Here is a 12,385-nt window from a genome sequence, read left to right as displayed (position 1 = left end):
GAGGCCTGGCGGGATCGAGTGTCCGCCAGTGCCGAAACGCCTGTTTCCGCAGGTGAGTGACGTTTTACGTCCATATGTAACACTGTAGTCGTGACGGAGCCTATTGACCACCGGTTAAGACGATCCTGGACGCCTCAAGCCGGTGACGCGGCACACCTTCCGGCGAAGGCGCTGAGATGGCTCGTCCAGCGTATCGGCCCGTTGGCCCCGGTGGCACCGATAGCGCCGGATTCGGCCTCGTCCGTTCCCGAATCGGCGCTGGCGGAGCAGTCGAAACGAGACATCGAAGAAGTCGTCGGTACCGAACATGTCCTGCTGTCACCGGGGTCGAGGCTCGCCCGCGCGAGCGGTATGTCCTATCTGGACCTGATACGGCGCCGGGGCTTCGGTGATTTTCCGGTGCCGGACGCCGTCGTCCTGCCGGGAGATCCCGCCGAAGTCCAGTCGGTACTGGAAATCTGCGCGCGGCACGACGTCGGCGTCGTCCCGTTCGGCGGCGGGACGTCGGTGGTCGGCGGCGTTTCGGCGCTGCGCGGGGACAAGACCGCGGTGATCGCCCTCGACCTCGCCAGGCTCGGCGACCTGGTCTCCGTCGACCCCGTGTCCCGGATCGCGGTCCTTCAGGCGGGTGTCACCGGCCCGGCGGCCGATCGGCTGCTCGCCGCGCACGGCTTCACCCTCGGGCACGTGCCCCAGTCCTACGAACGCGCCACCATCGGCGGATACGCCGCGACCCGGTCCGCCGGGCAGGCCTCGTCGGGCTACGGCCGGTTCGAGGACATGGTCTCGGGTGTCCGGCTCGCCACCCCGCGCGGCGAATGGAAACTCGGCGTCGCGCCCGCGTCGGCCGCCGGACCCGACCTGCGGCAACTCGCCGTCGGCAGTGAGGGCGCGCTCGGCGTGATCACCGAGGTCGCCCTCCGGGTCCGCCCGGTGCCGGAAGTACGCCGGTACGAGGGTTACGTCCTCGACGGCTGGGAGAACGGCACCGCCGCCGTCCGCGAACTCGCCCAGCGGCACGCGCTCGCGGACGTCACACGACTGTCCGATGTGGACGAGACCGAGGTTTCACTGGCGCTCAACGACAGCTGGAAGACCAAGGCGCTGCGCCGGTACCTGAGGACGAGGGGGATCGCCAACCCCTGCCTGCTCATCGTCGGCTGGGAGGGCGCGACGAAACGCGAGGTCGCGCGGCGCCGTCAGGACACCACCCGGGTACTGGAGCCGTTCGGCGCCGTCCGGATCGGGCGGACCCTCGGTGAATCCTGGCGCCGTGGCCGGTTCTCCGGGCCGCGGCAGCGGGATGCCTTGCTGGACAACGGCGTCTGCGTCGAGACCCTGGAGACGGCCGCGTACTGGGGCGAGCTGAGCGACCTGCGGGACGCCGTGCGCGCCGCGCTCACCGCCACCCTCGGCCGGGCGATCATCATGTGCCACGTCTCGCACGCCTACGAAACGGGCGCGTCACTGTATTTCACCGTCCTCACCGCACGCGACGAGACCGATCCGATCGGACAGTGGCGGCGGGCCAAAGCTGCGGCGTCGGAGGCGATCACCGGGATCGGCACCATTTCGCACCACCACGCCGTCGGCGTCGACCACGCGCCCTATCTGGCCGCGGAGATCGGCGACATCGGCGTGGAGGTGTTGCGGGCGGCGAAGAAGGCCGTCGATCCGACGGGCATCCTCAATCCCGGGAAGCTTCTCTGACCAGCGTCCCGGCGTCGACCAGCGTGCAGTCCAGGCCGTGCGTCTCGGCGGGGATCCCCTGCAGGGCCGCCGCCCGGCGCTGTTCGAGATCGGCGACGCGGATATGCCTGCCGTCCACGAGGATCGGCAGGCGGATGTCCGCGGCGCCGACGTACGCCACCACGTCGTCGAGCACGGTGCCGTCGTCGAGCGTGATGGCGGGCGAGGTCAGCCGCACCAGGCGGTAGCGCCGGCCGTTGCCCTCGCAGTGGTCGAGGACGGCGAGCTGCTCGGGCGTCGCGAACCAGACGGCGTGCTCCTCGACGACGCCAGGGGCCGCGGCGAGGGTGGCGGGCCGCTGCCCGTCCCGGAACCGCAGCCCGGACGCCCAGACCGCGGCGAGGTCGGTGCAGCGCGCGTGGCAGACGACGACCGGGCCGGTCAGCCCCATGTTCTCCCGCAGCCAGGTGATCTTGGACGGGCAGGCATTCGAGCCGTAGGCGAGTACGGCCTGGCGTTCGCGCCAGCCCTCCGGCGCGGTGTCGAGGCTGTGGCCGGCGCCGTCGAAGTGGACGAACGAATGCCCGGGTCGCGCTCCCGGATACGGGTCGGCCGGGAAATCGGCGTCGGTGAAGAGTTTCACCACGTCACCACGCTGCGCAGGACATCCCCGTGACGCATGCGTTCGAAAGCCTTTTCGACGCCGTCGAGCGCGATCCGTTCGGTGACGAACTTGTCGAGCGGGAGCCTGCCCTGGAGGTAGAGGTCGATCAGCATCGGGAAATCGCGTGAGGGCAGGCAGTCGCCGTACCACGACGACTTGAGCGAGCCGCCGCGTGAGAAGAAGTCGATCAGCGGCAGGTCCAGCCGCATGTCCGGGGTCGGGACGCCGACGAGCACGACGGTGCCGGCCAGATCGCGGCCGTAGAACGCCTGCCGCCAGGTTTCCGGCCTGCCGACCGCGTCGATCACGACGTCCGCGCCGAAGGAATCGGTGAACTCCTGGATCGCCTCGACGACCTGGTCTTCGCCGAGCCCCTTGCTGTTCAGTGTGTGCGTCGCGCCGAACTCCTTGGCCCAGGCCAGTTTCCGGTCGTCGGTGTCGATGGCGACGATGGTCTTCGCGCCGGCCAGGTTCGCCCCGGCGATGGCCGCGTCACCGACACCGCCGCAGCCGATGACCGCGACGGTGTCGCCGCGCCCCACCGCACCGGTGTTGAGTGCCGCGCCGAGACCGGCCATCACCCCGCAGCCGAGCAGTCCGGCGACGGCGGGTTCGGCGGCGGGGTCGACTTTCGTGCACTGTCCACTGTGGACGAGTGTCTTCTCGAGGAAGGCGCCGACGCCGAGCGCGGGAGACAGGACCGTGCCGTCGGCGAGCGTCATCGACTGGGCGGCGTTGAACGTCGAGAAGCAGTACCACGGCCTGCCCCGGCGGCAGGCCCGGCAGGTGCCGCAGACCGCGCGCCAGTTCAGGATCACGTAGTCACCGGGTTCGAGGTCGGTGACGCCCTCGCCGACGGCCTCGACGAAGCCCGCCGCCTCGTGGCCGAGCAGGAACGGGAACTCGTCGTTGATCCCGCCCTCGCGGTAGTGCAGGTCGGTATGGCAGACACCGCACGCCTTGACCGAGACGACGGCCTCGCCGGGCCCGGGATCGGGCACCGTCACGGACTCCAGCGAGACCGGTTCACCCTTGGCGCGGGAAACGACGCCTTGGACCTCGTACGGCATGCCCACCTCCGAGTAGTCCATCCATGCCCCCGCCGCCGCCCTCAACGGACGCGCTGCGCGCGCGAGTCTGATTACGCGAAGCTTGCCACGGAATCGGCTCGGATCGCGACATCCGCTCGGGTGGGGAACGATTCAGTGTGGCGTGATGATGTACGCGATCCCGCCCGGGCCACCGGAAACGCCTCCGGTGGTGTTGTACCGCTTGGTGCGCTGCCAGATCGTTTCGAACTGGTGTCGCTTGTAGACATTTCGGACCCGGTCGTTGCTGCTCGCGGCCGGGTCGTTCGCGATCACGTCACCGTCCTTCGTGAAGCCGACGACGACCATGATGTGACCGGCGGTGCCGTATCCCGCGCCGTCGAGTTCCTCCGCCTTGAACGACTGCGACGTGATCACCGGAATGCCGCGGGCGATGTAGTTTTCGAGTTCGTTCAATGAGTGCAAACGGGTGATGTGCCCACGCAGTCCGAGTGACGCGGCGTACGCGGTGTTGAACGGCCAGTTGCCGGTTCCGTCGTAGGCGTAGTCGAACGTGTGGCGGGCGGCGTACGCGACGGTCGGATCGACGTAACCCTCCGGGATCCACGTCATGTCCTCGCGCTTGGGTCGTTTGCCCCAGTACTCGGCCACCATTTCGGTGGACGTCGGGCTGCACCAGTTCTCCCCGCCGCCGCCGTATTCGGGGAACTGTCCTTTGTGGAGGTTCTGGGCGTAGGCGGGCACCTTGAGTTCGATGCCGGTGGCGCGGCCCGGTTTCGTCGCCTTGACCTCGAACCGGTCCGGGACCAGCGACGTCATCGCGCCGACCGAGGTCACCGACGGCGTGGCGCGTGACCCGGCCTCGCGGTACAGGCTGATCCGCAGCTGATACGACCGGAGCGCGACGCCCGCCTTCATGACCAGCGTGTCAACGTCGACGGCCGCGTTGGCGTCGCTCTGGCCGTCGACGCTGGTGCGCTTGATGTCGCCGTCACCACTGGCCCAGCGGCCCATGACGTACCAGGTGGTTTCGGCGCCCGTCGCGGTGCGGCCCTTCGCCTCGATCTTGAGCCAGGTCTTGGCCGGCGTCCTCGCGTTCCACGACGCGACCAGTTGTGAGGCGTCGAAACCCTGCGTGTGACTGCTCGACGTCCATTGGCCGTATTCGTAGGTCTTCGTGGTGCCGAGCGTGGGTTCGGTGTGCTCGATGGTGCCGATCGGGCGGTCGATGCGCAGCGCGCCGTGGTCGAGGCCGAGCCCCTCCAGCCTGCCGTCGCGGAAACCGTGGTGACCGGCCCATTCGTGGTAGTCGATCGCTTCGTCGTCCGAGTGGCCAGGGCCCGCTTCCGCCGACTGTGCCGTCACCGCGCTCAGTGTCGCGATCGTCAGCAATGTCAGCAGCCCTCGTACGCGCATCACGACTCCATCCCTCGTGTCCACCCAGTAGGGAAGGGATTTTCGTCGCTCACGCACGCTATGTAAATACTCGCCCGCAAGACGTATGCGTTTCGTCCTCTGGATGCGGTAGTTGCGTGCGCAAGGACCGCATCCAGAGGACGAAACGCGGGATCAGGCGAGCGGGTGGGGCAGCAGGAGTTCCGTGTTCTGGTCCTGGGCGGTGCCGACGGCGCCCAGTGAGGCGTGGATGTCGTTGTACGAGAACTCCCGGTACAGCGACGCAAGCGCTTGCGCCGAGCTGTCCGAGTACGACACCTCATACGGCGCTTCGGCCTCGATCAGCGTCGTGAACAGGGACAACGTGCCGTCGGCGTTGTCGGCGACCTCGATGATCCGCGCGTGTTGCGGGAAGTCGATATGCGACGCCGTGTTGATCTCCCAGAAGCCCTGCTTCGCCGTCTTGCCGGGGTGCGGCGTGATCTTGTTGTGGTGCGTATGGCCGTTCACCCACGCCAGCACGTTCGGGAACCGGTTGAGCAGCGAGACGAACGTGTCGCCGTTGAGCCGCGGCTCCAGCGGATGCCGCGCGTCCGGCAGCACGTTGCCCATCGTTCCGCTGGTGTGGTGGCTGAACAGGATGAACAGCTCGTCCGTCACGTTCTGCGTGACCTTGCGCCCGAAGAAGTCGTAGTACGTCGAGCTATTGCGCTTGAGCGTGTTCTCCACCCAGGTGAACTGCCCGAGCCCGATCGATCCGTCGGCCAGCCCGGCCATCGTCGTGGTGTCGAGGCTGATGCCGATGACACCCGGCGCGATGCGGAAGGTGTAGTACACGTTCCGGCCGTCGGCGTTGTTGTCGCTGAACCCGTGGCCGACCGGACCGGGGCCGGTGTTGGCGGTGTCGAGGTGATGCCGCACGAACTCCGCGGTGCTGAACGGCCGCCGCCGCTCGTCCGGGGTGATCTCGCGGATCGTCCCCGACCCGCCGAACAGCTCCGTGATCGGCACGCCGGAGCCGGAGTCGATGGCGTTGGCGAGTTTCCGCGACGTCGTCTCGTCCTTGCCGATCACCTTGAACCGGCCGGTGTACCAGGCGTCCATCCCGGGCAGATCCGGGAGCGAGCCGACGATGCTGTCGTCGTGGTTGCCGAAGGTGCAGAACCACGGGACGTCGAGACCGGGCGAGGTGAACGTGCTCGACGCCGCGCCGAGCAGGCCGGGCAACTGCGGGAAGCCCTTCTTCGTGTACTCGTCGTCGAGCGTCTTTCCGGGGTTCCAGTAGTGCGCGGATCCGGAGGTCTGCACGCCTTCGTGCGTGTTCGGATCACCCGAGGCCGGGGTCACCGTGCCGCCGTTGAGCACCTTGAGGAACCACTCCAGCTCGATCAGCTCGTGGTTGTCGGTGTTGTCGCCGGTGGTCACCATGAAGTCGATCGCGCGGCCGGTGAACGGCCCGGTCTTCAGGCTGTTCACCCGTTCGACGAGCGCCGTCGTCGCGACCGGCCCGAGCGTCTCCTGGGGCCGGTGCGCCGAACCGATGAACGGGTGCAGGTACTCGAACCGCGCCGGGCTTTCCGCGTCGGTGAAGTGCAGGTCGGTGAACTGCGCGAACGACGCCATCCCGCGCCGCCGGTCGTCGCGGCCGGACTTCGGCGCGGCGAGGTCGCCCCGGACCACGAGCGGCCAGCCGGGACCCGCGGTCAGCCGGGTGTAGCCCGGACCGGCTTTCACCGGTGCCGCGGCGGATTCGAGCGTGGTGCCCGCGGTGCGCACCGCGCGGCCGGTGGTGAGCGCCAGCGCCCGGTCGAGCGCGTTGGCGGTCGGAGTGCACAGCAGCAGGCCGACGCCGACGGCGCCCGCCGCGGTGAAGGTGCGCCTGGAGACCGTGGAGCCTTCGGACATGGCGGTGCCCCTAGTCGTCGCGGGTGAGTGTCGCGGAAGGACGATGCCGGACGAGGTTAGCCGTGGGGTGAACGACAGAAAAGGGTAATGCGAAAATTTGTCACGTTCGGCCGAATACCAAAGATCCCCCATCCGGCTCGCTACGCTGGCCGCTTGGCGAGCGAGGAGGTGGCCCGGGTGGGTGCTTCGGTTTGGTCGGTCCGCGGCCGGTTCGACGGTGATCCGGAAGCGGCTCTGGAGGCGATGAAGGCACGGGCCTTCGCGGAGGGTGACTACCTCTGGGAAGAGGACGAAATCGGCCGCCCGGATACGCTCGAAGAGCTGTACGAAACGGAGAGCGTCCAGGAGTCCGGGACGCATTCGGTGCTCGACGTCCACGAGTTCATCAGCGCGACGGGCGAAGACGACTTCGGCACGATCCGGCCCTTGACCGACGCCGAGCTCCTCGCCGCCTTCGGTACCGAAGAGCCCTCCGTCGCCCTCTTCGACGAACTCGACAAGGCGGGACGGCTGCCGTACAACCGCCCGCGCTGGAGCGCGCACTGCGCGCTGCTCTACGAGGACGACGTCGCCGTCGACCTGGCGATCTGGGGCTATTCGGGGGACTGACCGTAGGCTCTGAGGGATGCGGATCGGCGAGCTGTCCAAGCGTACGGGCGTGAGTTCGCGCTCACTGCGGTACTACGAAGAGCAGGGCCTGCTGACCAGCTCGCGCTCCGACGCCGGGCAGCGTCACTATTCCGACGCCGCGGTCCAGCGCGTGTCGCTCATCCGGCAGCTGTTCGACGCGGGTATGTCCAGCCGGGTGATCGCGACCGTGCTGCCGTGTGTGGACATCCCCGGTGACCTGGGCGTCGCCGAGGAGACGTTCACGGCGATGACGCGTGAGCGCGACCGGATCGACGCCGACATCGCGCACCTGATCGAGACCCGGGCCGCGCTCGACGTGCTGATCGCGGCCAACAGCCGGCACCGGGCGAAGCTGTCCACGGCCCCGGAACCGGTGACCCGGTCGGCGTGATGCTGTGACCCGCACCTCTGCCGCTTGCCTCTTACACCGATGTCAGCGGTGAGGATGGCGACAGCGCCCGGAAGCACCGGGCCGGTCATCCGGGAGGCGGCGGAAAATGGGGCAGGCGTGGGGTTTCGGCAGATATGGCGGGCCCGAAGTGCAGGAGTTCTTCGATCGTCCCGATCCCGCCCCCGCCCGCGGCGAGGTGCTGATCCGGGTCACCGTGGCCGGCGTGAATCCGCTCGACCACGCGGTGCGCTCGGGTCTGGTCCCCGGGCTCGACGGCGGGCGTCCGTTCCCCCGCGTGCTGGGCATGGAGGCGGCCGGAATCGTTCTTGCCTTGGGCGAAAACGTCGACGGCCTCGAGGTGGGTGACGCCGTCTTCGGCTTCGCGCTCACCGGTGGCGGCACCTACGCCGAGACGACGGTGCTGTCCGCGCCGAACACCGCGCGCGTCCCGGCGGGTCTGTCCGCGACCGTGGCGGCGACGCTGCCGGTGGCCGGGACGACCGCGGTGGACGTACTCGACCAGCTCGGCCTCTCGGCCGGTGCCACGGTCCTGGTCAACGGGGTCGGGGGCGGGGTCGGCCTCGCCGTCGCCCGGCTGGCCGCCGGGCGCGGGCTGCGGGTGATCGGCACCGGGAGTGCCGCCAAGCGCGAGCACGCCGAGGCCATCGGGGTGCGGTTCATCGACTACACCGCCGAGGACGTCGTCGCCGCGGCACGCGAGCTGGTCCCGGACGGCTTCGACGGGATCGTCGATCTGGTCGGAGGCACCTCGCTGCGGACGGTCGCTCCGCTGGCCCGGGATCCCCGCAACGTCGTTGCCGTGGGTGACATGTCCGTGCCCGGTCTCGGTGGGCGTTTCGTCGAGCGCCGGCTCGACCGCGAGAACCTGGAGCGGTCCGCCCGGCTGGCCCTCGACGGAGTCCTCGCGCCCGTGATCACCGCGGTCCACCCGCTCTCCGACGCCCCGGCCGCGCTCGCCATCGTCGAGAACGGTCACACCTCGGGCAAGGTCGTCATCAAGGTGGCCTGAGAAGGGCTCACCCTGGGGTTCCGAGGGGGGCTGAAGGGCCCCTTCCCCTCATCTCACGCGGCGAAGGGCGCTTTCACCGCATGCGATGCGGGGAAAGCGCCCTTCAGCTCCGCCGTCACCCTCGAAGCCGGAGCCGGGCTTCGAGACCGCCGAGGATCACCTCGACGCCGAGTTCGAACAGATCCTCGCCATCCTGCTTCGCGAAAGCCGGGCCGAGTCTGTTCACGTGGGGAAAAGCCGCGAGTCGTGCGAGAAACCCTTCGTCCGGCTTCCGGGCGGGGAGCGATTCCACCGAAGCGAGCACGTGTGCCGTGAGCAGCCGCGAAATCCCCGCCGTGTCCGCCTCGGAGAACCCAGCCTCCAGCAGGATCCGCGCGGTCGTTTCGATGTGACCCAGCCGGTGCGGGCGGTGGCTGTTCTGGCCGGTGCTCGCGGTCAACGCCGCCCAGGCGTGCGGCGTGGTCATCGTGCCGTTCGAGGTGCACCGGACGGCGTTCGCCGAACACGGGTGGCCGGGTCTCCTGCCGTCGCTGGTCACCGACGGCGGCGCGGTGGTCCTGGCGATCGCGCTGATCGTCGCCTACGTCCGTTCGCGACGGCTCACGCGGACAGGCGACCCAGTTCGGCTTTGACGGCTTCGACCGCGGCCTTCGTCTCGGCGACCGGGTCGGCACCGTCACGGGCGATGCGGCCCAGCGCGTCGACGAGCGCGGTGTTCGCCGCCGGTGTCCACAGTGGACCTGCGGCGCGGCCGTTCTCCTTGACCAGCCGGGCGGCGTCGTTCGCCGGGGTGAGCTTGTCGAGCACGCTCAGCCGTGCGGGCAGATGAGGGCCGAACTTCGTGGCGAACTCCTGCTGGAAGTCGGTGCGTTCCAGCCACAACCACCGGACGAAGTCCTTGGCGGCGTTGGGATTCAGGCTCTTCGCGTTGACCATCGCGCTCAAGCAGCTGACCGGGACCGAAGGCGCGCCCGCCGCGTCGAGCCGAGGGAAGGCCAGGATGCCGAGATCGTCCTTCATCGTGTCCTGGATCTTCGGCAGGTTCCCCAGCCAGGTCCACTGCATCGCGACGAGTCCGTCGATGAACGGGATCGGATCCGCCCAGTCCGCCGGGGCGCCCAGCAGCAGCGAACCGTTGAGGTCACGGAGTTTCGCGAACGCCGTCGCGGCGCGCGGATCGTCGAAACCGACGGATTTGCCGTCCTTGACGTAGTCGAGGCCCGCGGCCCACAGCAACGGACCGGCGAGTGCCGCCGCTCCCGCGTCGTTGCCGGCGAACAGGCCTTTGACGCCGTCCTTGGACAGTTTCCGCGCCGCGTCGACGAGTTCGTCGAGCGTCTGCGGCGGCTGTACCCCGGCTTCCTGCAGGAAACTCTTGCGGTAGAAGAGAACCTGGGTGTCGAGCGCCTGCGGGATCCCGTACGTCTTGCCGTCGACGGTCTGCGCCGCGAGTACCGAGGGGGCGAAATCGCCGCGCACCGGCCCGAGGACGTCGTCGAGCGGGACGAGGAGGTTCTGCCGGACGCGGTCGAGGGTGACCTGCCCTTCGAAGACGTCCGGAACCGGGCCGGCTTGAAGCGCGGCACCGAGTTTCGCCTCGTAGTCGTCGGCATTCCACTGCACCGCGACCTTGGCCTTCTGATACGCGGCCGCGTACCGCGTGACGGCTTCCTGGACGCCGGGCTCGGGATACGGGTGGTACCACTGCGAGAGGTCCACCGGTTTCGGTTTCGGCCGGGTCGCGGCGGCGGAGTAGGCCGTGGAAGGCGGTGGTTTTCCCGATTGGACGGTGTTGGACCCGCAGGCGGAGAGCGCGGTCGCTCCCGCCAGCGCCAGGAACGCGCGCCTGCTTGTCTTACGCACCAATGAAACCCTTCGCCAAAGCCGTGAAGCGCATCTTGGGGGACAGCGTCCCTCAAGATGCGCTTCACGGAAGGGCAGGCGCGCGGGAGATTAACCCGTTAGAGCTGACTGATGTCGAGCTTGCCCGCGGCGTGGAATGCCCGCAGCCGCTTCTTGTCGAACTTGCCGACACTGGTCTTGGGGACTTCGTCCACAAAGGTCCAATTCTCCGGCAGCTGCCACTTCGCGACCTTGTCCGCCAGGAACTCGCGCAGTTCCTCGGCGGTGACGCTCTGGCCTTCCTTCACCACGACGGCCACCAGCGGGCGTTCGTCCCACTTCTCGTCGGGGATGCCGACGACGGCCGCTTCGGCCACCGCCGGATGCGCCATCACCTGGTTCTCCAGATCCACCGACGAGATCCATTCGCCGCCGGACTTGATGACGTCCTTCGCGCGGTCGGTCAGCGTGAGATAGCCGTCCGGGCTGATCTTGCCGACGTCGCCGGTGCGCAGCCAGCCGTCGTGGAACTTCTCCGGGTCGAGCTCGTCACCGGACGTACCGCTGTAGTACGACGCCGCGATCCACGGACCCTGTACCTCCAGTTCGCCGACGCTTTCGTTGTCCCACGGCAGTTCCTCGCCGTTGTCGCCGATCAGCCTGGCGCTGACGGACGCCGGGAACCGGCCCTGCGTGTAGCGGTACTCCCAGGCCTTCTCGCCGGTCGCGGCCGCCGGGGGACGCGCGACGCTGCCCAGCGGCGACGTCTCGGTCATGCCCCACGCGTGCAGGATCGGCACGTTGTAGCGGTCTTCGAACGCGTGCATCAGCGACGGCGGCGCGGCCGAACCGCCGACCACGACCTCCCGCAGATGCGAGATGTCCTGGGGGTTCGCGTCGAGGTGGGAGAGCAGGCCCTGCCAGATGGTGGGAACGGCGCCGGCGAAGGTCGGCTTCTCCGCGTCGAGCATCTGTGCGATGGGGGCGGGCTGGAGGAACCTGTCCGGCATCAGCAGCGAGGCGCCGACCATCATCGCCGCGTACGGCATGCCCCAGGCCATCGCGTGGAACATCGGGACGATGGCGAGCGCCTTGTCGTGCTGGGCCAGCCGCATGCTGTCGGACATGGTGACCTGCATCGAGTGCAGCCAGATCGACCGGTGGGAGTACGCGACGCCCTTCGGGTCACCCGTGGTGCCCGAGGTGTAACACATCGCGGCGGCCGACCGCTCGTCCACCTCGGGCCAGTCGAAGGTGTCCGGCTGCCCCGCCAGCAGCTCGCCGTAGGAGTGCACCTGGACGCCTTCGGGCGCCGGAAGGGTGGAGGGGTCGCCGTTGGCCACGATGACGTGACGCACGGTCTTCAGCTCGGACAGCTGCTTGGCCAGCAGCGGGACCAGCGTGCCGTCGACGATGACGACCTGGTCCTCGGCGTGGTTGGCGACGAAGACGAGCTGCTCCGGGAACAGCCGGATGTTCAGCGTGTGCAGCACCGCGCCCATGGCGGGGATCGCCAGGTAGGCGGCCATGTGCTCGGCGTTGTTCCACATGAACGTGCCGACGCGCTGGTCGCCGGTGATGCCCAGGCTGCGGAGCGCGTTCGCCAGTCGCGCGGCGTGCTTGCCGAGCTCACCGTAGGTCTCGCGCCGGGCTTCTGAACCGGTCCAGGTGATCACCTCGCTCTCGGAGTGCACCGTCGTGCCGTGGCGGAGCAGCCTGGCCAACGACAGCTGTCCGTCCTGCATCGTGCTCAACATCGCGTACTCCCGTGGTGCTCGTTCTCCGGTGAA

The 12,385-nt window shown here is 68.8% G+C and carries 12 protein-coding genes; 5 read left to right on the top strand and 7 right to left on the bottom strand.

What is annotated here, in order from left to right; translation table 11 throughout:
* Positions 1-90 precede the first annotated feature (90 nt).
* The gene (locus tag L324_RS32510) at positions 91-1,710 is read left to right on the top strand and encodes an FAD-binding oxidoreductase (RefSeq protein ID WP_081736544.1); all 1,620 of its coding nucleotides are present in this window, start codon (positions 91-93) and stop codon (positions 1,708-1,710) included.
* On the opposite strand, the gene L324_RS32505 is transcribed toward L324_RS32510, so the two are convergent.
* The 4 genes from L324_RS32505 to L324_RS32490 all read right to left on the bottom strand — a co-directional run bounded on the left by L324_RS32505 (position 1,688) and on the right by L324_RS32490 (position 6,702).
* Positions 1,688-2,335 carry a gamma-glutamylcyclotransferase family protein gene (locus L324_RS32505; RefSeq protein ID WP_037317774.1) on the bottom strand — a complete coding sequence of 216 codons (648 nt, stop codon included), beginning with the start codon at positions 2,333-2,335 and terminating at the stop codon, positions 1,688-1,690. The two genes, L324_RS32510 and L324_RS32505, sit on opposite strands and share 23 nt — an antisense overlap.
* The gene (locus L324_RS32500; protein WP_037318836.1) at positions 2,329-3,423 is read right to left on the bottom strand and encodes an S-(hydroxymethyl)mycothiol dehydrogenase; all 1,095 of its coding nucleotides are present in this window, start codon (positions 3,421-3,423) and stop codon (positions 2,329-2,331) included. Before L324_RS32500 ends, L324_RS32505 begins: the two co-directional genes overlap by 7 nt.
* A gap of 132 nt (positions 3,424-3,555) precedes the next feature.
* Entirely contained in the window at positions 3,556-4,818 is a 1,263-nt protein-coding gene (locus tag L324_RS32495; RefSeq protein WP_051174220.1) for a C39 family peptidase, read from the bottom strand.
* A gap of 153 nt (positions 4,819-4,971) precedes the next feature.
* Positions 4,972-6,702, bottom strand: coding sequence for a TIGR03767 family metallophosphoesterase (locus L324_RS32490; RefSeq protein ID WP_037317771.1), 1,731 nt, complete (start codon positions 6,700-6,702; stop codon positions 4,972-4,974).
* Positions 6,703-6,879: 177 nt separating this feature from the next.
* On the opposite strand from L324_RS32490, the gene L324_RS32485 reads away from it, so the two are divergent.
* The 3 genes from L324_RS32485 to L324_RS32475 all read left to right on the top strand — a co-directional run bounded on the left by L324_RS32485 (position 6,880) and on the right by L324_RS32475 (position 8,753).
* Complete coding sequence (locus L324_RS32485; RefSeq protein WP_037317768.1) at positions 6,880-7,311, top strand: hypothetical protein; 432 nt, start codon at positions 6,880-6,882, stop codon at positions 7,309-7,311.
* A 16-nt stretch (positions 7,312-7,327) separates the two neighbouring features.
* Positions 7,328-7,723 (top strand): MerR family transcriptional regulator, encoded by a 396-nt coding sequence (locus L324_RS32480; RefSeq protein WP_037317765.1) that lies wholly within the window; start codon positions 7,328-7,330, stop codon positions 7,721-7,723.
* Between the two features lie 106 nt (positions 7,724-7,829).
* Positions 7,830-8,753: an NADP-dependent oxidoreductase gene (locus tag L324_RS32475; protein ID WP_152547063.1), complete on the top strand. Its 924-nt coding sequence runs from the start codon at positions 7,830-7,832 to the stop codon at positions 8,751-8,753.
* Between the two features lie 115 nt (positions 8,754-8,868).
* Here L324_RS32475 and L324_RS32470 read toward each other — a convergent pair whose 3' ends face one another.
* Complete coding sequence (locus tag L324_RS32470) at positions 8,869-9,219, bottom strand: TetR/AcrR family transcriptional regulator C-terminal domain-containing protein (protein ID WP_235783716.1); 351 nt, start codon at positions 9,217-9,219, stop codon at positions 8,869-8,871.
* On the opposite strand from L324_RS32470, the gene L324_RS32465 reads away from it, so the two are divergent.
* Positions 9,212-9,385, top strand: a complete 174-nt coding sequence (locus tag L324_RS32465; RefSeq protein WP_235783715.1) for a hypothetical protein — start codon at positions 9,212-9,214, stop codon at positions 9,383-9,385. The two genes, L324_RS32470 and L324_RS32465, sit on opposite strands and share 8 nt — an antisense overlap.
* On the opposite strand, the gene L324_RS32460 is transcribed toward L324_RS32465, so the two are convergent.
* Positions 9,354-10,616, bottom strand: a complete 1,263-nt coding sequence (locus tag L324_RS32460; RefSeq protein WP_037317762.1) for a sugar ABC transporter substrate-binding protein — start codon at positions 10,614-10,616, stop codon at positions 9,354-9,356. The genes L324_RS32465 and L324_RS32460 overlap by 32 nt on opposite strands.
* Before the next feature lie 98 nt (positions 10,617-10,714).
* Positions 10,715-12,352, bottom strand: a complete 1,638-nt coding sequence (locus L324_RS32455) for a long-chain fatty acid--CoA ligase (RefSeq protein WP_037317759.1) — start codon at positions 12,350-12,352, stop codon at positions 10,715-10,717.
* Positions 12,353-12,385: the final 33 nt, after the last annotated feature.

It is taken from the genome of Amycolatopsis orientalis DSM 40040 = KCTC 9412, assembly GCF_000478275.1.
In the GTDB taxonomy this organism is placed as follows: Bacteria; Actinomycetota; Actinomycetes; order Mycobacteriales; family Pseudonocardiaceae; genus Amycolatopsis; species Amycolatopsis orientalis.
This window is presented reverse-complemented; position numbering and strand designations above follow the sequence as displayed.

Bases quoted from the DNA above. Each gene is read 5' to 3' on its own strand.
- L324_RS32475 (WP_152547063.1), top strand. From the start codon at position 7,830: ATGGGGCAGGCGTGGGGTTTCGGCAGATATGGCGGGCCCGAAGTGCAG.
- L324_RS32495 (WP_051174220.1), bottom strand. From the start codon at position 4,818: ATGCGCGTACGAGGGCTGCTGACATTGCTGACGATCGCGACACTGAGC.
- L324_RS32480 (WP_037317765.1), top strand. From the start codon at position 7,328: ATGCGGATCGGCGAGCTGTCCAAGCGTACGGGCGTGAGTTCGCGCTCA.
- L324_RS32490 (WP_037317771.1), bottom strand. From the start codon at position 6,702: ATGTCCGAAGGCTCCACGGTCTCCAGGCGCACCTTCACCGCGGCGGGC.
- L324_RS32470 (WP_235783716.1), bottom strand. From the start codon at position 9,219: ATGACCACGCCGCACGCCTGGGCGGCGTTGACCGCGAGCACCGGCCAG.
- L324_RS32500 (WP_037318836.1), bottom strand. From the start codon at position 3,423: ATGCCGTACGAGGTCCAAGGCGTCGTTTCCCGCGCCAAGGGTGAACCG.
- L324_RS32455 (WP_037317759.1), bottom strand. From the start codon at position 12,352: ATGTTGAGCACGATGCAGGACGGACAGCTGTCGTTGGCCAGGCTGCTC.